Raw genomic sequence first — 22,619 nt, forward strand, 5'->3', positions numbered from 1 at the left:
AGCTGCTCAGCGTTGCCGGGTAGCATCAACGGCAAGATCCGTGCGCAACTGTTGACCGGCCTCGCGCGAACGTTTCTCGCACACTTCATCATTTCCGCCGCAGATGTCACACCCCTCCTTCAGACCCAGCTGATTGAGTCCGCCGCAGGAGCCGGCGATCGGCTTGCGGCCGAGCAGCACGCCAACCGACATGGCGGTTACCAGCATCAGCATGGCAACCAGCACCAGAAGCCAGGTGGTCATCATCGGATCCTCACCCTGTTATCCGCTTCGATGCGGCCAATCCGGCCGCATCGCACTGTATCAATGGTACACATCAAGGGTAGACCGCCGCCCTGCACGGGTCATGGCCGTAACACGGCAGCGGGCGCCGAAGGCTTTCGGCCTTCGGCGCCCGCACGCGCGATCAGCCGCCGAAATCGTCCAGCAGGATGTTTTCCGGTTCGACCCCCATGTCGGTCAGCATCCTGATCACGGAGGCGTTCATCATCGGTGGACCACACATGTAGTATTCGCAGTCCTCGGGTGCCGGATGATCCTTCAGATAGCGCTCGTAGAGCACGTTGTGGATGAAGCCGGTCGGACCTTCCCAGTTGTCCTCGGGCTGCGGATCGGAAAGCGCCAGATGCCATTCGAAATTGGCGTTTTCCTGCGCCAGTCGGTCATATTCGTCATTGTAGAAGGACTCGCGCATCGAGCGCGCGCCATACCAGAACGAGATCTTGCGCTCCGAACCCAGCCGCTTGAGCTGATCGAAGATGTGACTGCGCATCGGCGCCATTCCGGCGCCCCCACCGATAAAGATCATCTCGGCATCGGTATTGCGTGCGAAGAATTCGCCGAAGGGTCCGTATACGGTGACCTTGTCGCCTTCCTTGAGATTGAACACCCAGGTCGACATCAGCCCCGGAGGGTGATCGCTGTTCGGTGGTGGCGTGGCGATGCGGATATTGAACTTGAGAATACCGCGCTCTTCGGGATAGTTGGCCATCGAATAGGCACGGATCACCGGCTCGGTGGTCCTGCCGCGCACATTGAACAAACCGAACCTTTCCCAGTCGCCACGATACTCCTCGGGGATCTCGAAATTGCTGAAGGCGATGTCATAGGGGGGCGCTTCGAGCTGCATGTAGCCCCCGGCCCGAAAGGCCACATCCTCGCCCTCCGGCAGCTTCAGGGTCAGTTCCTTGATGAAGGTGGCCACGTTGTCGTTGGAAACGACGGTGCACTCCCACTTCTTGACCCCGAACACCTCTTCGGGCACCTGGATCTTCATGTTCTGCTTGACCGGTACCTGACAGGAGAGCCGCCAGCCCTCCTTCTTTTCACCCATGGTGAAATGACTCTCCTCGGTCGGCAGGATCGAGCCGCCCCCATCCAGCACCCGGCACTTGCACTGGGCGCAGGAGCCGCCGCCACCGCAGGCGGATGAGAGAAAGATGCCGTTGCCGGCCAGCGTCTGCAGCAGCTTGCCGCCCGCCTGAGTCGTCAGGGTATTGTTCGGGTCATCGTTGATCTCGATGGTGACGTCGCCGCTGCTCACCAGCCGGCTGCGTGCTGCCAGAATCACGACCACCAGCCCGAGGACGATCACCGTGAACATGACGACACCGAGCAGGATTACGGATGTATCGACCATGCCTGTTTCCTGTTATTCATCATTGCGTTGGGGGACACGGCCGCGGCTTACAGCTGCACGCCGGAAAAGGACATGAAGCCCAGCGACATCAGGCCCACCGTCAGGAAGGTAATGCCCAGGCCCTGCAGCCCGGCAGGTACATCACTGTACTTGAGCTTCTCGCGGATACCGGCCAGTGCCGTGATCGCCAGTGCCCAGCCCACGCCGGCACCGAGACCATAAACCACCGATTCGCCGAAGGCGTAGTCGCGCTGCACCATGAACAGCGAAGCCCCGAGAATGGCGCAGTTCACCGTGATCAGCGGCAGATAGACCCCGAGTGTGTTGTAAAGCGAGGGCACGAACTTGTCGAGGAACATCTCCAGAATCTGTACCAGCGCCGCGATGACCCCGATATAGCTGAGCAGCCCGAGAAAGGTCAGATCGATGCTGTCCGCGCCCGCCAGCCCGGTCCAGCCGAGCGCACCCGGGCCCAGCAGGTAATTGAGGATCAGATTGTTGACCGGCACCGTGATCGTCAGTACCACGATCACGGCCACGCCCAGGCCGATCGCCGAGGAAACCTTCTTGGACACCGCCAGGAAGGTACACATGCCGAGAAAGAAGGCCAGCGCCATGTTTTCGACGAACACGGCCTTGATGAACAGGCTCAGATAGTGCTCGAACATTCAGGTGGCCTCCAGGGGGCTGGTGTTGGGACGAATCCGGTACTCCGTGGTCTCGACCTGCTCGGGACTGAGACTGCGCAGCCCCCAGATCAGCAGGCCGATCACGAAGAAGGCCGAAGGCGGCAGCAGCATCAGGCCATTGGGGATGTACCAGCCGCCGTTGCTGACCGTGGGCAGTACGGTTATCCCGAAGATCGACCCCGACCCCAGCAGTTCCCGGAAGAAACCGACGATGAGCAGGATCACGGTGTAACCCAGTCCGTTGCCGATGCCATCCAGAAAGCTCATGACCGGCCCGTTCTGCATCGCGTAGGCCTCGGCACGCCCCATGACGATACAGTTGGTAATGATCAGTCCCACGAATACCGACAGCTGCTTGGAGATGTCATAGGCGTAGGCGCGCAATACCTGATCGACCACGATGACCAGCGAGGCAATGATGGTCATCTGTACGATGATCCGGATCGAGGACGGCATCTGATGGCGGATCAGCGAGACAAAGAAGCTCGAAAAGGCCGTCACCAGACAGACGGCAATCCCCATGACCAGAGCGGTCTGCATGGCGTTGGTGACTGCCAGCGCCGAACAGATGCCGAGAATCTGCAGGGTAATCGGATTGTTGCGAAAGATCGGCGTCGTCAGGACACCCGTGGGCGTATCGGTATTCGCCATGGTCAGACTCCTTGGGACACGTCACGAAAGCGCGCGAGATATTTGGCAAAGCCCTCGTCGCCCAGCCAGAACTGCATGAGCTCGGTGACGCCGCGACTGGTCAGGGTGGCCCCGGACAGGGCATCCACCTTGTGCTCGGCGTCCGGGGTATTGCCGTCCACGCCCCCCTTCACCAGCCGGATGGCGGGCTCCGTGCTGCCGGCGGGATAGATCTCCTTGCCCGGCCACAGTGCTTTCCACTGGGCACTGTCGACCTTGCCTCCCAGCCCGGGCGTCTCACCCTGCTGATAGAAGGAGAGCCCCGTCACGGTATTGCCATCTCCCTTGAGGGCGAGATAGCCCAGCATCAGTGACCACAGCCCCTGCCCCCGAACCGGCAGAATGATCTCATCGGGATTGTCGGGATCACCGACCAGATAGACCGTGGCGTAGTCTTCCCGCCGGCCGATCCCGGCGCGATCTTCCGGGCCGCTCAGTGTCCGCGACTGCGATGGATCTGCTGCCGCGGCCAGCTGATCGTACTGCTGCGGATCGATGCTGTCGGCGTATTCGCCGGTATTCAGATCGACCACCCGGGGGGTGATCTGCGCAAACTGTGCCTGGATGCTGCGCCCTGCGTCATACAGCCCGGCCACCCGAAGGATGTTGCTCTTGCGATCGAGTTCCTCGTTCTGCTGCTGTTTCGGCCGCAGGGCCACGGCCGCGGTCGAGACCACGACCGAGCAGACCACACAGAGCACCAGGGCCACGATCAGGGTGCGGGCAACGGAATTCCTGCTGGCAGCCATTTATGCCACCTCCCGGCCGGTGTCGATCAGTGTCAGCCGTTTCTGACGGCGCTTGATGTTGGCCTGGATCACGAAGTGATCGATCAGCGGCGCAAACAGGTTGGCGAACAGGATCGCCAGCATGACCCCTTCCGGAAAGGCCGGGTTGGCCACCCGGATCAGCACCGTCATCACCCCAATCAGCGCACCGAAGCAGAGCTTGCCGGGATTGGTCATTGAGGCGGACACCGGATCGGTGGCCATGAACACCATGCCGAAGGCGAAGCTGCCGATCACCAGGTGCCAGTACCAGGGCACGGCGAACATCGGATTGGTGGTCGAACCGATCCAGTTGAACAGCGAGGCGGTCGCGATCATGCCGAGCAGCGTACCGAGCATGATTCGCCACGACGCGATCCGGGTCCACAGCAGTACCGCGGCGCCCAGCAGGATCATCAGCGTCGAGGTCTCCCCGAGCGAGCCCTGCATGAAACCGAAGAAGGCATCACTCCAGCCGGTCTGCGCCATCAGTTGCTGCAGGCCGTCCTGGGCGGCGGTCGAAAGCGCGGTCGCACCGCTGTAGCCATCGGCCGGTACCCAGACCGAATCCCCCGACATCTGGGCGGGATAGGCGAAATAGAGGAAGGCCCGACCGGTCAGGGCCGGATTGAGGAAGTTCTTGCCCGTCCCCCCGAAGACTTCCTTGCCGATGACCACCCCGAAGGTGATCCCCAGCGCCACCTGCCACAGCGGGGTGGTGGCCGGCAGGGTCAGGGCGAACAGCACCGACGTCACGAAGAAGCCCTCGTTGACCTCATGGCCGCGCCTGATCGCGAACAGCACTTCCCAGAACCCGCCGACAATGAAGGTCACGGCATAGATGGGCACGAACCAGGTCGCACCCAGGACGAAATTGGCCCAGAGGCTGCCGGGATCATGGCTGCCTGCCAGCAGCATGGTGATCGCTTCGCGCCAGCCGGCAAGCGATCCGGCACCATCGGCCATGGCCAGATTGGCCTGCAGCCCGGTGTTGTACATGCCGAAGAACATGGCCGGGAAGGTACACAGCCATACCGTGATCATGATCCGCTTGAGATCGATGCCATCACGGACATGAGCCGTGCTGCCGGTCACCGTCGGCGGCGAATAGAAGATGGTATCGACCGCCTCATAGAGGGCGTAATAGCGTTCGAGCCGGCCACCCTTGTGAAAGTGCGGCGCAATGTTATCCAGATAGCGACGAATCCCCATGCGTCACACCTCTTTTTCTATCGTTGTCAGGTTGTCGCGCAGGATCGGTCCGTACTCGTACTTGCCCGGACAGACATAGGTACACAGCGCCAGATCCTCTTCATCAAGCTCCAGGCAGCCCAGCGCCATGGCCGACTCGATGTCACCGACAATCAGCGAGCGCAGAAGCTGGGTAGGCAGGATATCCAGCGGCATCACCGTTTCGTAGCTGCCCACCGGCACCATGGCCCGTTCCGACCCGTTGGTATTGGTGTTCGGCTGGTACTCGGCCGGCTTGATGAAACGCGACAGATAGATGCCCAGCACGGAGTGGCGCTTGCGACCGGGTGACAGCCAGCCCATGAAGGTGTGGCGATCCCCCTCCTCGATCAGGCTGACCTGATTGTGAAAGCGTCCCAGGAATGCCTGGGCGCCCCGGGCGGTGGTGCCGCCGAACACGGAACCGGAAATGACCCGGGTATCCGCAGGCTGCTCGATTTCATCACGCAGCAGCTCATCAAGGCTGGCACCGAGCCGGGTCCGCAGCAGCCGGGGATGACGCGCCCGCGGGCCGCCCACGGCAATCACCCGTTCGCTGTCGAGCCGCCCCTCGGCGAACAGCACGCCCATGGCGATGACATCCTGATAGCCCAGATGCCAGATCTGTCGCGCCAGCCCGACCGGCGAAAGATGATGCACATGAGTGCCGGGCAAACCGGCGGGATGCGGGCCACTGAAGGTTTCGTGCCGGATGCGCTCGAGTTCGCCACCCGGAATATCGGCACCCGGCGCCTGGCAGACGAAAACACTTCCCCGGGTCAGCCGCCGCAGTACCGCCAGACCATTGACGAACGCCTCGCGTCGCTCCCCGATCACCAGCGCGGGATCACCTGCCAGCGGATGCGTATCCATGGCAGTCACGAAGATATCCGCCGGCTCGGCATCCAGCGCCGGCACACGCGAAAACGGCCGGGAGCGCAGGGCCACCCACAGCCCGGCCCGGTTGAGTCGTTCGACAATCCGCTCGCGCGCCATCTCATCGAGCTCATGACGCTCGATCGGCTCGAACTCCGCCGCCTGCGAGGACGCCGTTTCATCGATGCGAATGACGACCGACAGCAGGCGACGCCGCTCCCCCCGGTTGATGGCCACCACTTCCCCGGCGGCCGGGGCACAGTAGCGCACGCCTTCGGTCTTCTTGTCGGTGAACAGTGTCTGACCGAGTGCTACCCGATCGCCTTCGCTGACCGCCATGGTCGGCTTCATGCCGATATGGTCGATACCCAGTACGGCTACATGCTCGACGCGCTGTCCCGGGTCAATCTGCCGGGCCGGTGCTCCCGCGATGGGAAGGTCCAGGCCTCGTTTGACTTCTATCATGGACTTGCCCAGTTGCCGGTTTCAGAACCTGTTTGCTGGTCAGGGGGAGCGCCCGAGCACGAATCAGGAAGGTCGATGGTGTTCGAGCCGGTACCTCGCGGGCGGGATGCGTCCGATCGGCGACGATCGGGAACAGTCGCAACAGGAAGTTCCCACTGAAAATCGGCCGCATTATATGGTCAGGAGTTCATAAAAACCACTGTTCGAACGGCGCAAATGAGCCCTGCAAACAGCGTTGATCGGGCTTTTGGATCCGCCCGGAAGGGTGACTTCCGGGCGGCAGGCATCACTGTCCGGGCAGGGAGGGCAGTCGCACACCGGCCATCTGCTGCACCAGCCGGATGACCTGGCAGCTGTAGCCGAACTCGTTGTCATACCAGACGTAGAGCACTATTCGGTTGCCATCTGCGATGGTCGCCCTGCCATCGACGATGCCGGCATGCCGATTGCCGATGAAGTCCGACGACACCACCTCGGGAGAGTCGACATAGTCGATCTGACGACGCAGCCCCGAAGAGAGCGACAGCTCGCGCAGATGGGCGTTGAGCGCATCGCGCTCGACCTCGTCTGCCAGGTTCAGATGCAGGATGGCCATCGAGACATCGGGGATCGGAACACGAATGGCACTGGCGGTCAGCCGGCCCTCGAGCTCCGGCAGCGCCCGGGCCGCCGCCCGGGCCGCACCGGTTTCGGTCAGCACCATGTTGAGCGCAGCACTGCGCCCGCGCCGCTCGCCCTTGTGGTAATTGTCGATCAGGTTCTGATCATTGGTATAGGCGTGCACCGTCTCCACATGACCATGCAGGATGCCGTAGCGCTCGTGGATCGCCCCCAGAATCGGCACGATGGCATTGGTGGTACACGAGGCTGCCGAAACGATGCGTTCATCGCTCGGCAGCGAGGCGTGGTTGATACCGAAGACCACGTTGCGAATATCGCCCTTGCCCGGCGCCGTCAGCAGCACCCTGGCCACTCCGCGGGCCTCCAGATGCTTCGACAGCCCCTCGCGATCACGCCAGCGCCCGGTATTGTCGATGACCAGCGCGTCCTCGATGCCGTAGGCGGTATAGTCGATCGCTTCCGGTGACTCGGCATGCAGAAAGCGGATGTAATTGCCATTGGCGATGATCGCGCCATTTTCCTCGTCGAGCGTCAGGGTACCGGCGAAGGCACCATGCACCGAATCCCGCCGCAGCAGGCTGGCGCGCTTCTCCAGATCCTCGGCGCCACCCCGCACGACGACCGCCCGCAGGCGCAGCGCCGAGCCGCTGCCGGTCCGCTCGATCAGCAGCCGTGCCAGCAGTCGCCCGATCCGCCCGAAGCCGTAAAGCACCACATCCCGCGGGCGTTCGGCCGCCCGTTCATCCTCTCCGTGCCGACCCACGATGGAGGCGAGTGTCTCGCGCAGATAACGCATCGGATCCTCGCGCAGCGGGCTTTCCGACAACCCCTGGGCCAGCTGCCCGAGATCGATGTGGGCCGCCCCCGGCGAGAGCTCCAGCAGCCGCTTGAGCAGTGGAAAGGTCTCCCGTACCGTCAGCTCGACCCCCGTCACGCGCCGGGCATAGCGGTGATGCTTGAGAATGCCGATGACCGACTGGTTGACCAGCGACCGGCCGTACAGCAGCGGCACCACGTTGTACTGACGATAGAGCTGTCCCAGTAGCGGAATCATCTCCTCGGCCAGCGCCTCCTGGGCCTGCCACTGCTCCAGACATGCCTCACGCCGATCCCCCATTGCCTGCTCTCCTCGTTGCCACGCTGCGACTGGACATGGGCCACCGACGGGCCCGCTCGGGCCGGAATTATCCGAGGGCGCATCCGGGCAGGCAACGCAGGCGTGGTCGCAGCCACTTCAGCCCCGCTACATGATGGCCGCGGCAATCCGGGGGCAGCCCCTGCGGCCGGGCGGCGGCGCTCATCCACCCGGGGCATCCCCGCCGGCCCGAAACGCACACTCGGGCACAATCGGAAGCTTCCCCCCTGTCCGGTGCCACGCGATGCTTTAAACGACCTCGCCGGGGCCCCATCAAACGGCTACTTTCTGTTATTGTTCCGTCACACCGACAACCGATCGATGCCCGTGTCCAGTACCGTACTCAGCCCGCTGGCGCCACAGGCGCCCACCTCGAATCGCGAACTCCGCTACTGGCAGGCGCCACACGGTAGTGCCGATGCCCTGGCCCTCGCCCGTCTGGCCGATGAGAGCAGCGTGCCGCTGCTGATCATGACGCCGGATACCGCCAGTGCCCAGCGCCTGGAGGGTGCCCTGCGCTTCTATGGCAGCGACCCCGACGGCATCCTGGTCTTTCCCGACTGGGAGACCCTGCCGTACGACAGCTTCTCGCCCCATCAGGACATCGTTTCCTCGCGCCTGCGCACCCTGCGCCAGCTGCAGCAGGGGAAGGCCCGCATCATCCTGGTGCCGGTCAACACCCTGATGCAGCGGCTGCCACCGAGCGATTTCGTGGCCATTCAGGCCCTTCGCCTCGAAGTGGGCATGCGCATTGACCGGGAGCACTTTCGTCATCAGCTCCACCGCAGCGGCTATCGCGCCGTGGAAACGGTCCAGGAGCCGGGCGAGTACACCTTTCGCGGCGCCCTGATCGATCTCTACCCGGTCGGCAGCGAAGCACCCCTGCGCATCGATCTGTTCGATGACGAGATCGATACGCTGCGCACCTTCGATCCCGAGACCCAGCGCTCCCGCGATCGCATCGAGCAGATCGAATTGCTGCCGGCACACGAGTATCCACTGACGCCGGAAGCCATTGCCCGGTTCAGGGAAGGCTTCGAAACGCTCTTTGATGTCGATCCGCGCCACTGCCCGCTCTATCTCGATGCGCTGCAGGGGATTCCGGCACCGGGTCTGGAGCAGTATCTGCCGCTGTTCTTCGAACAGACGGCCACCCTGTTCGATCACATCGGGGATCGGCTGCAGATCGCCATGCTGCCGGGCACCTTCGAAGCCGCGGAGAGCCACTGGGATTCGATCCAGACCCGCTTTGACAATCTCGGGGTCGATCCGACCCGGCCACTGCTGGCCCCCCACCGGGTCTTCACGCCGGTCAGCGAACTGTTCGAGCGCATCAAGCGCTACCCGCGCCTTCAGATCACCCGCGAGGATCATCGCCACGCCGTGGCGCTGGCCACGGCCGCACTGCCCGAGGTAGCCGTCGACGGCCGCTCGACCACACCCCTGCGCTCGCTCGAGCAGTTTCTGGCCGAGCATGACGAGCAGCGTGTGCTGTTCGTGGCCGAATCGCGGGGTCGTCGGGAGGCGCTGGAAGAGACCCTGACGCCGCTCGGACTGACCCTGTCCGAGGTCACCGACTGGTCGAGCTTCGTGACCTCCGACAGCTACCGCTACGCCCTGGCCGAAGGTGAGCTCGACGAGGGCGTCTGGCTGCATGACGAGGGACTGATCGTACTGACCGAAACCGAACTGTTCGGCGAGGTCGTGCGCCAGAGCCGCCGCCAGCAGAAGGCGACCGATGACAGCGAACTGGCCGTGCGTCACCTGTCCGAACTGCGCCCCGGCTCACCGGTCGTCCACCAGCACCACGGCGTGGGCCGCTATCTGGGGATGGAAACCATCGAGGCCGGCGGGACCCCGGCGGAATTCCTCTCGCTCGAATATGCCGAGGGTGCCCGGCTCTACGTCCCGGTGGACAGCCTGCACCTGATCTCGCGCTACAATGGCGCCAGCGACGAATCCGCGCCGCTGCATCGCCTCGGCAGCGACCAGTGGGACAAGGCGCGGCGCAAGGCCGCCGAAAAGGTACGCGACACGGCAGCCGAACTGCTGGATGTCTATGCCCGCCGCGAGGCACGCGAGGGCTTTGCCTGTGATGCCCCCGACGATGCCTACGCCCGCTTTGCCGCGTCCTTCCCGTTCGAGGAGACGCCCGATCAGCGGATCGCGATTGATGCCGTGATCCACGACATGACCGCTACCCGGCCGATGGATCGGGTGATCTGCGGTGACGTCGGCTTCGGCAAGACCGAAGTCGCGATGCGGGCCGCCTTCCTGGCGGTCCAGTCGGGGCGACAGGTGGCGTTGCTGGTGCCCACCACCCTGCTGGCCCAGCAGCACTATGACAACTTCCGCGATCGCTTCGCCGATACCGCGGTCAACATCGAGATCCTCTCCCGCTTTCAGGGCGGCAAGCTGCAGTCCCGCGCCTTCGAGCGCATCGGCGACGGTCGCGCCGACATTGTCATCGGCACTCACAAGCTGCTCGGCCGCGAACTCGAATTTGCCAACCTCGGACTGATCGTCGTCGATGAGGAGCACCGCTTCGGGGTGTCGCAGAAGGAGCGGCTCAAACAGCTGCGTGCCGAGGTCGATATCCTGACCCTGACCGCCACCCCCATTCCGCGAACCCTGTCGATGGCGATGAGCGGGATGCGGGATCTGTCGATCATCGCCACGCCGCCGGCACGCCGGCTGTCGGTCAAGACCTTTGTCCAGCAGCGCAACGAGGCCACCCTCAAGGAGGCCATCCTGCGAGAACTGCTGCGCGGCGGTCAGGTCTACTACCTGCACAACGAGGTGCGCACCATCGAAACCACCGCCGAAAAGGTGCGGGAGCTGGTGCCGGATGCCCGGGTGGGCATTGCCCATGGCCAGATGCCGGAACGGGCGCTGGAACGGGCCATGTCCGACTTCTATCACAAGCGTTTCAACGTGCTGGTCTGCTCGACCATCATCGAGACCGGGATCGATGTGCCCAGCGCCAACACCATTGTCATCGAGCGGGCCGACAAGTTCGGTCTAGCCCAGCTGCACCAGCTGCGCGGACGCGTGGGACGCTCCCACCACCAGGCGTATGCCTATCTGCTGACACCGCCGCCGAAGCAGATGACCGCCGATGCCGGCAAGCGCCTGGAGGCCATCGCCCAGGCCGAGGATCTTGGCGCCGGGTTTACCCTGGCCAGCCACGACCTGGAGATCCGTGGTGCCGGTGAGCTGCTGGGTCAGGAACAGAGCGGCCAGATCGAAACCATCGGCTATACGCTGTACATGGAAATGCTCGATCGGGCGGTGAAGGCGATTCGCAACGGTCAGACGCCCAATATCGAGGCGCCGCTCGAGGCCGGTATCGAAATCAGTCTCAACATGGCGGCCCTGATTCCGGAAGAGTATCTGCGGGATGTGCAGCAGCGGCTGATCATGTACAAGCGCATCAGCAACGCCGCCGACGAGGAAGCGCTACGAGAGCTTCAGGTGGAGATGGTGGATCGCTTCGGCCTGCTGCCTGATGCCGTGCGCAATCTCTTCCGCCAGACCCGCCTGCGACTGCAGGCCGCCCGGCTCGGCGTGACCCGGCTGGAAGCCGGCGAACAGCGCGGCCGCATCCAGTTCACCGACAAGCCGGCCATCGATCCCATGACCCTGATCGAACTGATCCAGAAGGAGCCGAAGCGCTACAGGCTGGATGGCAGCGATACGCTGCGCTTTGAAGCCGACATGGCGGAGCCGGAGCAGCGCTTTGAAGCGGTGGAAGCACTGCTTGACCGGCTGGAGCAGCAGGCCGAGGCCGCCTGAGCGACCGGGCGGTCAGCCGGCGCCGAGCAGCGCCGTTACGACCCGACGCGCCCGGCCGATGCCCTGTTCGAGCGCGGCGTGAATCTCGTCGAGACTGATCTCGCGCTCGACCACGCCCGCCGCCGGATTGACCACCAGGGCCAGGCAGGCGTACTCCAGCCCCAGTTCCCGGGCCAGTACCGCTTCCGGCATCCCGGTCATGCCCACCAGCGTACAGCCATCACGGGCCATGCGGGCCACTTCGGCAGCCGTCTCCAGCTGTGGCCCCTGGGTAGCGCCGTAGACCCCAGCTGCCCTCACCGTCTCGCCACACTCGGCTGCGGCGCCGAGCAGCTGCTGGCGCAGCGCTTCGGTATAGGGCCAGGAGAAGTCGATGTGCTGCAGCGGGCGGAATCGGCCGTCGAAGAAGGTCGAGTCGCGACCATGGGTGTAATCGATCAGCTGATCCGGCACGGCCATGGTCCCCGTCGGCAGTGACGGGTCGATCCCACCGACCGCGTTGACGCCCACGATCCGGGTCGCCCCGGCCTGCTTCAGTGCCCACAGGTTGGCGCGGTAATTGACCCGGTGCGGCGGCAGCCTGTGCGGATGACCGTGACGCGCCAGAAACAGCAGTTCACGGCCCGCGAGGCGCGCGTGCAGTACACCGGCAGAGGCCGCCCCGAGCGGTGTCTCGCTGCCATGCCGCCGCAGCAGCTCGAGCCCTGTCAGCTCACTCATGCCGGTCCCACCGATCACCGCCAGCATTGGGGTCGCCTCCCTGTCATTCGAGCCGTACCACTGCCGGTCGGCGTGGCACGGTCAGAGTCCACGCGGGGCAAAGATGCCCGGCGCGTTACGCCAGTAGCCCTTGTAATCCATGCCGAAACCGAACACATAGCGATCCTCGACTTCAAGCCCGCAGTAATCGGCTCGCCAGCCGGGGATCGCCTTGCGATCGTGCTGCTTGTCGACCAGGACGGCGCTGGCAATGCTGGCAGCCCCGCTGGCCCGGCAGTGCTCGATGATCGCCGCCAGGGTGGTGCCTTCATCCAGAATGTCGTCCACGATCACTACATGGCGACCACGCATGTCGACTTCGGGCGCCACCCGCCAGTGCAGTTCGCTACCGTGAAGCTCACCGCGATAACGGGTGGCGTGCAGGTAGTCCACCTCGAGCGGGAACCCCAGCCGGGGCAGCAGATGCCCGGTGGTAATCAGGCCACCGTTCATGACGCAGTAGAATACCGGCAGATAATCGGCCAGGTCACGGGTCATCTGTTCGGCCATGCGATCCAGCGCCGCCTCCACGGCCGGCCGTTCGACCAGACAGTCCGACTGGGCCATCAGCGCACGCATGTCGGCGTGCTGGCGCTGCCATTCGCTGGCGAAACGCTCGTGATGCGATGTGTCAGGCATCGCTCTCTCCCTGCTCCTGTTCTTCGGGGCCGCTCTCCCCCCGACGTGGGGGGCGCCTGTCCCGGGACGGGTTATCGGTTTGCGCTGCGTCACTGTCCTCGCCGTTGCCGGTCTCGCCGGCACTGCCGCCATGGACCGTCACGCCCTCCGGCATATACAGCTGGGACATCGGCAACGCCAGTTCGGCACCATGCTCATGAATGATGTCGCGCACCTTCAGCAGGATGGCCTGCTTGATCTCGTGAAAGCGCTGCCAGTCCGTAACGCCGGTAAAGGCATAAAGCATGATCTCCAGCGAGTAGTCACCGTAATGGACGAAATTGATGGTGATCAGCTCTTCCTGGTCGATCTCGTCATGCTCGCTCAACATCTTCCGGATGCTACCGGTGATGCCCTCGATGGCATCGGCATCCCGATAACGGATACCGACCTTCTCCCAGAGTCGACGGCTGTGCATGCGGGTCGGGGTTTCCACCGAGATCTGGCTGAACCAGGAGTTGGGGACATACAGCGGCGGCCCGGCAAAGGTGCGGATGGTTGTCAGACGCCAGCCGATATCCTCGACAATGCCCTCGATCTGACGCTCGGGCGAACGGATCCAGTCGCCGACCACGAAGGGCTTGTCGAGATGCACCACCATGCCGCCGAAGAAGTTGGCCATCACGTCGCGCGCGGCAAAACCGATGACCAGTCCGCCGAAACCGCCCATTGCCAGAATGCTCGACATGGATACGCCGAGCAGCTGCAGGCCGATCAGGGCCACGGTCACGATCAGCGCCGCCCCGCCGATCTTGGTCACCGCCGAGGCCGAGGTGGCATCCACCGGCTTCGCATGACAGCTGGCCGGTGGAAAGACCAGCCGCTGTTCGAGCCGCCGCAGCAGCCGGATACCGCCCCAGGCCACCAGCAGCAGCGTCACCAGTGCCCCGATCAGCGACAGGTAGCGGGCCATTGCCGTGACCCCGAAATGACTGCCGGCAACGCCGATACTGACGATCAGGGCGGTCAGCCAGATCCAGATTCGCAGCGGAACGCGAAGGCCGTGGATGAGGGGATCATCCCAGCGCCGCGGCGACTCCTGCAGCCGATGCTCCAGCCGTCGCATCAGGTAGAGGATGACCAGGTCGATGATGACCGCGCCGAGCAGCAGCAGCCCCGGCAGCAGGATCCAGCCCGGAATGTGCAACCACTGCGCAAGCTGCTGCTGCAGTGACCATGCCAGCGAGGCACCCGAATCGATGATATTCATGATGGCTTTGATCGAATTGAAAACAGGGCATTGAAACGCACACCGATACCGCGCCCCACCCTACTCCAGCTGCAGCAGGCGAGACCGGATCTCGCTCAGGCGGGCATCATCGGTCAGCTCGCTCAGGGCCGGACGCGGCCCCGCCAGCTGCAGCCGCGCCAGACGATGGCGCTGCGCCTGCGAGGCCCCCTGCGCAGCGACCGTACGGCGTGCTGCCGCAGCGGCCGCGGGATCATTGCACATCAGTACGAGATCGCAGCCCGCCTCCAGCGCGGCGCGGGTACGCGCACCGGCATCCCCCGCCACATGAGCGCCCTGCATCGACAGGTCATCGGAAATGATCGCCCCTTCGAACCCGGGCAGGGCCCGCAGCATGTCGAGCCACCGGCGGGAGAAACCGGCCGGCCGTTGATCCACCGCCGTGAACCGGACATGCGCCGGCATGATGCCGGCAAGGCGCGCCGCCAGCTGCTCGAACGGAATCAGGTCACGGCCGCGCAGCTCTGCCAGCGACCGGTCATCCTCCGGCAGGGTCAGGTGGGAGTCCAGAGAGACCCCGCCGTGACCGGGGAAATGCTTGCCCACCGCTGCCATGCCGGTCTCTGCCAGGCCACCGATGAAGGCGCCGGCCAGCGCCACGACCGCTTCCGGCTCGCTGCCGAAGGCCCGGTTGCCGATCGCCGGACAGCGCGCATCGTCCAGATCCAGCACCGGTGCAAAGCTGAAGTCCACCCCGCAGCTCGCCATTTCGGTCGCCAGCAGCCAGCCGGTATCGCGTGCCAGCGCCACTGCCGCTTGCGGTTCGCTCTGCCAATAGCGGCCCAGCGCCGCCATGGGCGGCAGGCGGGTCACGCCCTCGCGCAACCGCTGCACGCGCCCCCCTTCCTGATCGATGGCAATCAGCAGCCGCGCATTGAGCGCACGGATTTCATCGCACAGGGACCGCATCTGCGCGGGCGACTCGACATTGCGGGCAAACAGGATGATGCCCCCCAGCGCCGGGTCCTGCAGCCAGTCGCGCTCTTCATCGCTCAGTGACGTACCGGCGATATCGCACATTACCGCTCCGGACACCCCGTTCATGTGCGCGATCTCCCGCGGTTGCCTTGCGACAGGCGCAACAGGCGTCGGGCGCGCACCTCAGATACGGATGGGCATGGCATGGTCGGCATCAAGCTCCTCACTCGTGGTGGCATTCGTGGCCGGCAGGGGCGCCCGCATGGCGCTGATGGCTACCGGTCTGAGGCGCCGGATCAGGGTACGTACCCGGAGCTGCTGGTGATAGGCATTCTCGGCCAGATCGCGCAGGGTGGCCGGATCCGACAGGGTGAAGATGACCGAACCGAGCAGAAAGTGCAGTCGCCAGAAACGCTCGTCGGTCGGCAGTTCCGGCGTGGCCTGGCGCAGGATCTCGAGAACACGCGCCATGCTGTCGCCGTAATGGCGCCACAGATGGGTACGCAGGTGCGCCTGTCCCTGACTGTAGGCGACACCGAGCAGTTTCATGAAGGTTCGCAGGTCACCACTGCGCGAGGGCGTTTCCAGCATGCTGTCGAACAGCACATCCAGCAGCTGCTCAAGGGTGGGCGGCTCGCCACCGGCCCGCGCTGCCAGACGATCGAGCGCGTCATGCAGATGGGCGCAGAAGGGGGTCAGATAACGGGAAAAGACCGCCTCGATCAGCGCCTGCTTGGAGCCGAAATGATAGTTGACCGCCGCCAGATTGACACCGGCACTGCTGGTGATACGGCGCAGCGAGGTTTCGGTGAAGCCGTGCTCGGCAAACAGCGCCTCGGCCGTATCGAGAAGACGTGTCACGGTATCAGGGATGGTCATGACAGTATCGCTTGTCCGTTCGTTGCAATCTCGGAACTTCGGCAGGTCCCGGCGGTTGGCATCCACCTGACAGCTGGATACAATTACAGGCTGTATACATTAACATCGTGAGCCTGCCCATGACACGTTCGCTCACCCAGCGCCAGCAGCTGGTCTACGATTTCATCCGTCAGACCATTCAGGATTTCGGCTACCCACCGACCCGCGCCGAAATTGCCTCTGCCCTGGGATTCCGCTCGCCCAATGCCGCCGAGGAACATCTGCGCGCCCTGCGCCGCAAGGGCGTGATCGACATGGTGCCGGGGACCTCGCGCGGCATCCGGTTACCGCCGAGCGAGGATGCCGATGAAGGCTTGCCGGTCATCGGTGAAGTGGCCGCGGGCAGCCCCATCCTGGCGGCCGAGCACATCGATCGCCACTGCCCGCTGCCGCCCGATTTCTTTAATCCGCGGGCCGACTACCTGCTGCGGGTTCGCGGGCTGTCGATGCGCGATGCCGGCATCCTTGAAGGCGATCTGCTCGCGGTGCATCGCACGGCGGATATCCGCAACGGCCAGATCGTGGTGGCCCGCCTCGATGACGAGGTCACGGTCAAGCGTTTCGAGCGTCACAGCAACCGCGTGCGTCTGCTGGCCGAAAACCCTGACTTCCAGCCCATCGAAATCGATACCGCTACCCAGACCCTGGAAATCGAAGGGGTAGGCGTCGGAATCATCCGCGGTGGCAACGGCCAGGGGCTCGACTGAGACACTGACCCGAAGCAGAGCTGCGCCCGACGCTCATGTCGGGCATGGCCCTGCCGATCGTCAATGGACGACCGACGGCCGCTCGCTCTCCTCTTCGGTGTCCTCTCCTTCCCACAGGGTCGTGCGCGAAATGACATGATCCAGCATTTCGCGTGCCACCTCGAAACGGCTGCAGCGCAGCATATCCAGCACTTCACTGGAAAACCGGATGGCCACCAGCGGCTCCTCGTTGCTCTGCGAAGGCCGTAGCACCACCTCGCCATCGGCAAGTTCAACGATTTCCAGAATCGCGGCGTCGGACATTCGTTACCTCTCTGGCCATGAGCGGACAGCCCTGCCTGTCCGACAACGAAAAGCGACCACGACATTCGGGTGTCGTGGTCGCTATGAAACATGCAGCCTAACACGGCCGGCATGCGGCGTCACCACTCCATACCGGTCTCGCGCAGCGCCGGCAGCAGCTCGCGAAAGCCCTCGAGTGCCGCCTGCAGATCATCCGCCAGACTGCCCCGGCTGGTACTGGCGATGGTGGCCATCGATCGCGTTCGCGTGGCAGCGCCCTCTTCGCCGTGCAGCCTGTCGATGTGCCCAAGCAGCCGAGCCAGCCAGCTGTCGGCCTCTTCACGCAGGGCCCGCAGGCGCTCGATCTCCGCCACCCTGCGGGGCGGATCGATCAGCGCCTGACGCCAGTCCACATCCGGCCAGTGACAGGTATGAGCAATCTCCTCGATGGTCGAGGCCAGCGCCAGCTCGAGCTGCGCCAGCGCCCCTTCCTCGAGCGCCATGCGACGCGCTTCGGCATGCTCATCCTCGCCCACCGGCATCGCCAGCAGCAGGCGTGTCTGATACAGCAGCTGATTGGTGCGTGATCGTGCGCTCATGAACGACAACCCCCTTCGCTGATCACGAAGCCTTGCGACCCTTGCGGTTATCCTCGACCCGCCACTGGCCGTCATCGAAGACCGCGCGCCAGCCGCTGGCCTTGCCATCGACTTCGGTCATCACATACTGGCTTTTCGTCTTGCGCGAGAAACGGATCTGGGCTGGATGGCCATCCGGGTCCTCCTCCGGCGCCTTCAGCAGAAAGTGATACTTCTCCGGCAGCTCTTCGCCATGCGGCTTGAGCTCACGGACCAGCGGCGGCCGGGTCTCGCGGTTCTTCGGAAACTGACTGGCCGCCAGAAAGAGCCCGCTGGCACCATCGCGCAGCACATAATGGTCGTCCACCTTGCGACAGGCCAGCTCCGGCATCGGGATGGGGTCCATCTTGGGCGGTGCCGGCTCGCCGCTTTTCAGCAGCTTGCGAGTGTTGCGGCAATCATCGTTGGTGCAGGCGAAATACTTGCCGAACCGCCCCGAGCGCAGCTGCATCTCGGCACCACACTTGTCGCACTCGATGGTGGGCCCTTCATAGCCCTTGATCCGGAAATGGCCGTACTCGATCTCGTAGTAGCCATCATCGTCGTTGCTCAGATGCAGCTTGCGGGTCTCGTCGACCAGATAGCTGTCCATGGCGGTACCGGTATTCGGATTGCGCCGCTTGGCGCGCAACGCCTCGGTTTCCGCTGCTTCATCGGCATCCGACGGAATGGCCTCGTCGCCGGGCAGCAGATCGATGGTGGTCTTGCAGCGCTCCTTCGGCGGCAGGTTGTAGCCCGAGCAGCCCAGGAAGACGCCCGTCGAGGCGGTACGAATCTGCATCTTGCGCCCGCAGGTAGGGCAGTCGATGTCGGTCTCCACCGGCTGGTTGGGCCGCATGCCGTTCTCGCCTTCGGCATGATCGAGCTTGCGCCGGAAGTCCTCGTAGAAGGCATCCAGCAGCCCCCGCCAGTCACGCTGACCTTCGGCGACGTCATCGAGCTCGTCCTCCATGCGCGCCGTGAAACCATAATCGAGCAGATCGTGGAAGGACTCCACCAGCCGATCGGTCACGATCTCGCCCAGCTTTTCGGCATAGAAGCGCCGGCTTTCGAGCTGGACGTAACCACGCTCCTGAATGGTCGAAATGATCGAGGCATAGGTCGAGGGACGACCGATTCCGCGCTTTTCCAGCTCCTTGACCAGACTGGCCTCGGTATAACGTGCCGGCGGCTTGGTGAAGTGCTGTTGCGGATCGAGCGCCTCCAGCGTCATTGCAGCACCCTGCTGCAGATCAGGCAGCGACTGATCCTCCTCACGCCTGCCGCTCGGCTTCATCACCCGGGTATAACCATCAAAGCGCAATACCCGGCCGCGGGCGCGCAGCTCGAAACCTTCGGTCTCGATGGTCAGCGTGGTGGACAGGTACTGTGCCGGCGTCATCTGACAGGCCACGAACTGGCGCCAGATCAGCTCGTACAGCCGCTCGGCATCCCGCTCCATGCCACTGAGATCCCCCGCGGTACGATCCACGTCACTGGGACGAATGGCCTCGTGAGCCTCCTGGGCCCCTTCGCGGCTGCTGTAGCGATTGGGGGAGTCGGGCAGATAGCGCTTGCCGAACTGTTCGTCGATGTAGGCACGCGCCATGCTGACGGCGTCACTCGACAGGTTGGTCGAGTCGGTCCGCATATAGGTGATATAGCCCGCCTCATAGAGACGCTGTGCCAGGGTCATGGTCTTCTTGACCGAAAAGCCCAGCCGCCCGCTGGCGGCCTGCTGCAGGGTCGAGGTAATGAAGGGCGCATTCGGCTTGCTGGTGGTCGGCCGATCCTCGCGCCCAATAATGGCGTAATCCGCCTCGTGCAGCGGCGCAATCTTCTCGAGTGTTTCCCTTTCGGAAGCGGGCTGGAACTGCTCGCCCCGGTGACGCGCCACCTCGAAGCGTACCGGACTGCCATCCGGCGCCTTGAGGTCGGCATGCACATCCCAGTACTCACGCGGCACGAAGGCGCGAATCTCGCGCTCGCGCTCGACGATCAGGCGTACCGCCACCGACTGCACCCGCCCCGCCGAGAGCCCGCGCGCCACCTTGTTCCAAAGCAGCGGGGAGAGCATGAAGCCCACCACGCGATCGAGAAAGCGCCGGGCCTGTTGGGCATGGACCCGGTCGAGCTGGAGCTCGCCGGGCTGCTCGAAGGCCTGCTGGATCGCGTTTTTGGTGATCTCGTTGAACACCACCCGCCGATAGCGGGTATCATCCCCTCCGATGGTTTCGCGCAGGTGCCAGGCAATCGCCTCCCCCTCACGGTCCAGGTCGGTGGCGAGATAGACAGCATCGGCCCGTTCGGCCAGCCGACGCAGCTCATCGACGACCTTCTCCTTGCCGGGCAGGATTTCGTAGTGCGCCTGCCAGCCGTTCTCGGGGTCCACACCCATGCGCCGGATCAGCTGATCATGCTGTTTCTGCTGTTTCCAGGCAGCCTTTTCCTCGGGCGACATCCGGCGCGTGGCAGCAGCCTGTCGAGCCCGCTCGTTCGGATCGCTGGCCGACTTGCCCTGTCCACTGGTCGGCAGGTCACGAATATGACCCACACTCGACTTCACGATGAAGTCGTTGCCCAGATACTTGTTGATGGTCTTGGCCTTGGCCGGCGACTCGACGATCACCAGTGACTTACCCATAGGTCTCCATCTCTGCCTGTCCGATGCTGCTACCGATCCGACCAACGCCGCCGGCGACATCCTTGTGGTGTCCGATGCTCGTCCGGACCCCGTGTCTGTATCCACCCATTACATTCGCCGCCCGTTGCCGTACCACGGTCCTGACCGGCTTCGGGAGCAGGCGACAATGGCACGATAACGTCATGAGTGCCAAAATCGCGCCTACCCTACCCCGACTTGATTGACGGTGCCAGCACCGGTTTTCATGCCATCCGGTCGCGGCGGGGTACGACACCCTGTCCCGGGCATCGCACACCGCCCGGGTGCCCATGGTGCTCGACAGAACGGGCAACAGAGCTCACGTGATGTCTGATCGACCGGATTGCAAGAGGGACCCGATACGATTCAGTGCCGGACGAACCCCGGGGGAATGTAGTAAGCTCAATACGCTATTCCGCGCAAGGAGAGAGTCTCATGTCGCAATCGTATACCGGCCGCATTCGACGCACCAAGATCGTCTCGACACTCGGTCCGGCCAGTGACCGCGAGGGTGTGCTTGATGCCATGGTGCATGCCGGTGTCGACGTGGTTCGCCTGAACTTTTCACATGGCGATGCCGATGATCATCGACGTCGCGTCCAGGCCGTACGTCAGGCCGCCGAGCGCCAGGGCCGCAACGTGGCGATCCTGGGTGACCTGCAGGGGCCCAAGATCCGCATTGCGCGCTTCAGGGAAGGTCCCGTCGAGCTCGAGGAGGAGCAGTCCTTCATCATCGATATGGCGCTGGGCCGTGACGAGGGCGATGCCACCCGGGTGGGTTGCGACTACAAGGCCCTCGCCGATGATGTCTCCCCCGGGGACGTGCTGCTGCTTGATGATGGCCGACTGGAACTGGTGGTCGAGAAGGTCGAGGCACCACAGATTCACTGCCGGGTTCGCGTGGGCGGTGAACTCTCCAACAACAAGGGCATCAACAAACAGGGTGGCGGCCTCTCCGCCTCGGCACTCACCGACAAGGATCGCGAGGACCTGAAAACCGCCATCGATCTGGATGTCGACTATCTGGCGGTCTCCTTCCCGCGTTCCGGCGAGGACATGGACCTGGCGCGCGAACTGCTGGGTGAAACCGGCCGTCACATCGCGCTGGTGGCCAAGGTCGAGCGTGCCGAGGCCGTGGCGGATGAAGCCACCATGGACAGCATTATTCTGGCCTCCGATGCCGTCATGGTCGCTCGCGGCGATCTCGGCGTGGAGATCGGCGATGCCCAGCTGATCGGCGTACAGAAGCGCCTGATCGCCCGCGCCCGGACCCTCAACCGGGTGGTGATCACCGCAACCCAGATGATGGAGTCGATGATCGAATCGCCGCTGCCCACCCGGGCCGAGGTCTTCGATGTCGCCAATGCGGTGCTCGATGGCACCGATGCCGTCATGCTGTCCGCGGAAACCGCCGCCGGCCAGTATCCGGTAGAGACCATCGAGGCAATGAACCGGCTCTGTCTGGGAGCCGAGCGCGAACGGGAAGCGCAGCAGTCCAAGCATCGCATGATGGATGAGTTCCATCGCATCGATGAGACAGTAGCGCTCTCGGCGATGTATGCCGCCAACCATCTCGAGGGCGTGGCTGGCATCGCCTGCCTGACCGAAACCGGCTATACGCCGCTGATCGCCTCGCGCATCCGTTCCGGGCTGCCGATCGTCGCGCTATCGGGCAATCAGCGCACCATGCGTCGCATGGCGCTCTATCGCGGGGTCATCGCCATTCACTTCGATACCGACGAGATCCCCAATGGCGAAGTCAACCGGCGTGCCATTGCCGAGCTCGAAAAGCGCGACCTGGCCCGCGCCGACGATTTCGTGATTCTCACCCGCGGTGATCATGTCAACGCCCAGGGAGGGACCAATACCATGAAGATCGTGCGCGTCGGCAGCCATATCGGCTGACCTCTCCCGCGCCGGAG

At 64.0% G+C, this 22,619-nt stretch carries 19 protein-coding genes; 3 read left to right on the top strand and 16 right to left on the bottom strand.

All coding sequences use genetic code 11. From position 1 onward, the window contains the following. Positions 1-6 precede the first annotated feature (6 nt). The 8 genes from nqrM to C7446_RS06600 all read right to left on the bottom strand — a co-directional run bounded on the left by nqrM (position 7) and on the right by C7446_RS06600 (position 8,094). Positions 7-243, bottom strand: a complete 237-nt coding sequence (gene nqrM / locus C7446_RS06565; RefSeq protein ID WP_121172286.1) for a (Na+)-NQR maturation NqrM — start codon at positions 241-243, stop codon at positions 7-9. Positions 244-406: 163 nt separating this feature from the next. After that, on the bottom strand, positions 407-1,639 hold the full coding sequence (gene nqrF, locus C7446_RS06570; RefSeq protein WP_121172287.1) for an NADH:ubiquinone reductase (Na(+)-transporting) subunit F: 1,233 nt from the start codon (positions 1,637-1,639) through the stop codon (positions 407-409). Positions 1,640-1,686: 47 nt separating this feature from the next. Further along, a complete protein-coding gene (nqrE, locus tag C7446_RS06575; protein ID WP_121172288.1) occupies positions 1,687-2,307 on the bottom strand; it encodes an NADH:ubiquinone reductase (Na(+)-transporting) subunit E in 621 nt (206 codons plus the stop codon). After that, the gene (locus C7446_RS06580) at positions 2,308-2,979 is read right to left on the bottom strand and encodes an NADH:ubiquinone reductase (Na(+)-transporting) subunit D (RefSeq protein ID WP_121172289.1); all 672 of its coding nucleotides are present in this window, start codon (positions 2,977-2,979) and stop codon (positions 2,308-2,310) included. A 2-nt stretch (positions 2,980-2,981) separates the two neighbouring features. Continuing rightward, positions 2,982-3,767, bottom strand: a complete 786-nt coding sequence (locus C7446_RS06585) for a Na(+)-translocating NADH-quinone reductase subunit C (RefSeq protein ID WP_121172290.1) — start codon at positions 3,765-3,767, stop codon at positions 2,982-2,984. Continuing rightward, positions 3,768-4,997, bottom strand: a complete 1,230-nt coding sequence (locus tag C7446_RS06590; protein ID WP_121172291.1) for an NADH:ubiquinone reductase (Na(+)-transporting) subunit B — start codon at positions 4,995-4,997, stop codon at positions 3,768-3,770. Positions 4,998-5,000: 3 nt separating this feature from the next. After that, the gene (locus C7446_RS06595; RefSeq protein WP_121172292.1) at positions 5,001-6,356 is read right to left on the bottom strand and encodes a Na(+)-translocating NADH-quinone reductase subunit A; all 1,356 of its coding nucleotides are present in this window, start codon (positions 6,354-6,356) and stop codon (positions 5,001-5,003) included. 286 nt (positions 6,357-6,642) lie between these two features. After that, positions 6,643-8,094: a glyceraldehyde-3-phosphate dehydrogenase gene (locus tag C7446_RS06600; RefSeq protein WP_121172293.1), complete on the bottom strand. Its 1,452-nt coding sequence runs from the start codon at positions 8,092-8,094 to the stop codon at positions 6,643-6,645. A 339-nt stretch (positions 8,095-8,433) separates the two neighbouring features. Here C7446_RS06600 and mfd point away from each other — a divergent pair, with 339 nt between their 5' ends. Further along, entirely contained in the window at positions 8,434-11,907 is a 3,474-nt protein-coding gene (mfd, locus tag C7446_RS06605; protein WP_121172294.1) for a transcription-repair coupling factor, read from the top strand. A gap of 12 nt (positions 11,908-11,919) precedes the next feature. On the opposite strand, the gene C7446_RS06610 is transcribed toward mfd, so the two are convergent. From C7446_RS06610 to C7446_RS06630, 5 genes are read right to left on the bottom strand one after another with little or no spacing between them, the layout of a single operon-like run. Then, a complete protein-coding gene (locus C7446_RS06610; RefSeq protein WP_121172295.1) occupies positions 11,920-12,654 on the bottom strand; it encodes an S-methyl-5'-thioinosine phosphorylase in 735 nt (244 codons plus the stop codon). 54 nt (positions 12,655-12,708) lie between these two features. Beyond that, a complete protein-coding gene (locus C7446_RS06615; RefSeq protein WP_121172296.1) occupies positions 12,709-13,305 on the bottom strand; it encodes a hypoxanthine-guanine phosphoribosyltransferase in 597 nt (198 codons plus the stop codon). Then, positions 13,298-14,554, bottom strand: coding sequence for a mechanosensitive ion channel family protein (locus C7446_RS06620; protein ID WP_121172297.1), 1,257 nt, complete (start codon positions 14,552-14,554; stop codon positions 13,298-13,300). The genes C7446_RS06615 and C7446_RS06620 overlap by 8 nt, the downstream gene beginning before the upstream one ends. Before the next feature lie 60 nt (positions 14,555-14,614). Next, positions 14,615-15,637: a beta-N-acetylhexosaminidase gene (nagZ, locus tag C7446_RS06625; protein WP_121172298.1), complete on the bottom strand. Its 1,023-nt coding sequence runs from the start codon at positions 15,635-15,637 to the stop codon at positions 14,615-14,617. A gap of 57 nt (positions 15,638-15,694) precedes the next feature. Continuing rightward, positions 15,695-16,390, bottom strand: coding sequence for a TetR/AcrR family transcriptional regulator (locus C7446_RS06630; protein WP_121172299.1), 696 nt, complete (start codon positions 16,388-16,390; stop codon positions 15,695-15,697). Between the two features lie 119 nt (positions 16,391-16,509). Between C7446_RS06630 and lexA the strand changes: the two genes are divergently transcribed. Then, on the top strand, positions 16,510-17,136 hold the full coding sequence (lexA, locus tag C7446_RS06635; protein ID WP_121172300.1) for a transcriptional repressor LexA: 627 nt from the start codon (positions 16,510-16,512) through the stop codon (positions 17,134-17,136). 60 nt (positions 17,137-17,196) lie between these two features. Here lexA and C7446_RS06640 read toward each other — a convergent pair whose 3' ends face one another. The 3 genes from C7446_RS06640 to topA form a co-directional block, all read right to left on the bottom strand. Further along, positions 17,197-17,439, bottom strand: coding sequence for a hypothetical protein (locus C7446_RS06640; protein ID WP_121172301.1), 243 nt, complete (start codon positions 17,437-17,439; stop codon positions 17,197-17,199). A 119-nt stretch (positions 17,440-17,558) separates the two neighbouring features. Next, positions 17,559-18,017 (bottom strand): DUF6586 family protein, encoded by a 459-nt coding sequence (locus C7446_RS06645; RefSeq protein WP_121172302.1) that lies wholly within the window; start codon positions 18,015-18,017, stop codon positions 17,559-17,561. A 22-nt stretch (positions 18,018-18,039) separates the two neighbouring features. Continuing rightward, on the bottom strand, positions 18,040-20,679 hold the full coding sequence (gene topA, locus C7446_RS06650; protein WP_121172303.1) for a type I DNA topoisomerase: 2,640 nt from the start codon (positions 20,677-20,679) through the stop codon (positions 18,040-18,042). A gap of 453 nt (positions 20,680-21,132) precedes the next feature. Here topA and pyk point away from each other — a divergent pair, with 453 nt between their 5' ends. Next, the gene (gene pyk / locus C7446_RS06655; RefSeq protein WP_121172304.1) at positions 21,133-22,602 is read left to right on the top strand and encodes a pyruvate kinase; all 1,470 of its coding nucleotides are present in this window, start codon (positions 21,133-21,135) and stop codon (positions 22,600-22,602) included. The last annotated feature ends 17 nt before the right edge of the window (positions 22,603-22,619 follow it).

The organism is Kushneria sinocarnis, from assembly GCF_003633775.1.
GTDB classification, from domain to species: Bacteria; Pseudomonadota; Gammaproteobacteria; order Pseudomonadales; family Halomonadaceae; genus Kushneria; species Kushneria sinocarnis.

Coding starts and splice junctions, on each gene's coding strand:
- nqrM (WP_121172286.1), bottom strand. CDS start 243: ATGACCACCTGGCTTCTGGTGCTGGTTGCCATGCTGATGCTGGTAACC.
- nqrF (WP_121172287.1), bottom strand. CDS start 1,639: ATGGTCGATACATCCGTAATCCTGCTCGGTGTCGTCATGTTCACGGTG.
- nqrE (WP_121172288.1), bottom strand. CDS start 2,307: ATGTTCGAGCACTATCTGAGCCTGTTCATCAAGGCCGTGTTCGTCGAA.
- C7446_RS06580 (WP_121172289.1), bottom strand. CDS start 2,979: ATGGCGAATACCGATACGCCCACGGGTGTCCTGACGACGCCGATCTTT.
- C7446_RS06585 (WP_121172290.1), bottom strand. CDS start 3,767: ATGGCTGCCAGCAGGAATTCCGTTGCCCGCACCCTGATCGTGGCCCTG.
- C7446_RS06590 (WP_121172291.1), bottom strand. CDS start 4,997: ATGGGGATTCGTCGCTATCTGGATAACATTGCGCCGCACTTTCACAAG.
- C7446_RS06595 (WP_121172292.1), bottom strand. CDS start 6,356: ATGATAGAAGTCAAACGAGGCCTGGACCTTCCCATCGCGGGAGCACCG.
- C7446_RS06600 (WP_121172293.1), bottom strand. CDS start 8,094: ATGGGGGATCGGCGTGAGGCATGTCTGGAGCAGTGGCAGGCCCAGGAG.
- mfd (WP_121172294.1), top strand. CDS start 8,434: ATGCCCGTGTCCAGTACCGTACTCAGCCCGCTGGCGCCACAGGCGCCC.
- C7446_RS06610 (WP_121172295.1), bottom strand. CDS start 12,654: ATGCTGGCGGTGATCGGTGGGACCGGCATGAGTGAGCTGACAGGGCTC.
- C7446_RS06615 (WP_121172296.1), bottom strand. CDS start 13,305: ATGCCTGACACATCGCATCACGAGCGTTTCGCCAGCGAATGGCAGCGC.
- C7446_RS06620 (WP_121172297.1), bottom strand. CDS start 14,554: ATGAATATCATCGATTCGGGTGCCTCGCTGGCATGGTCACTGCAGCAG.
- nagZ (WP_121172298.1), bottom strand. CDS start 15,637: ATGAACGGGGTGTCCGGAGCGGTAATGTGCGATATCGCCGGTACGTCA.
- C7446_RS06630 (WP_121172299.1), bottom strand. CDS start 16,390: ATGACCATCCCTGATACCGTGACACGTCTTCTCGATACGGCCGAGGCG.
- lexA (WP_121172300.1), top strand. CDS start 16,510: ATGACACGTTCGCTCACCCAGCGCCAGCAGCTGGTCTACGATTTCATC.
- C7446_RS06640 (WP_121172301.1), bottom strand. CDS start 17,439: ATGTCCGACGCCGCGATTCTGGAAATCGTTGAACTTGCCGATGGCGAG.
- C7446_RS06645 (WP_121172302.1), bottom strand. CDS start 18,017: ATGAGCGCACGATCACGCACCAATCAGCTGCTGTATCAGACACGCCTG.
- topA (WP_121172303.1), bottom strand. CDS start 20,679: ATGGGTAAGTCACTGGTGATCGTCGAGTCGCCGGCCAAGGCCAAGACC.
- pyk (WP_121172304.1), top strand. CDS start 21,133: ATGTCGCAATCGTATACCGGCCGCATTCGACGCACCAAGATCGTCTCG.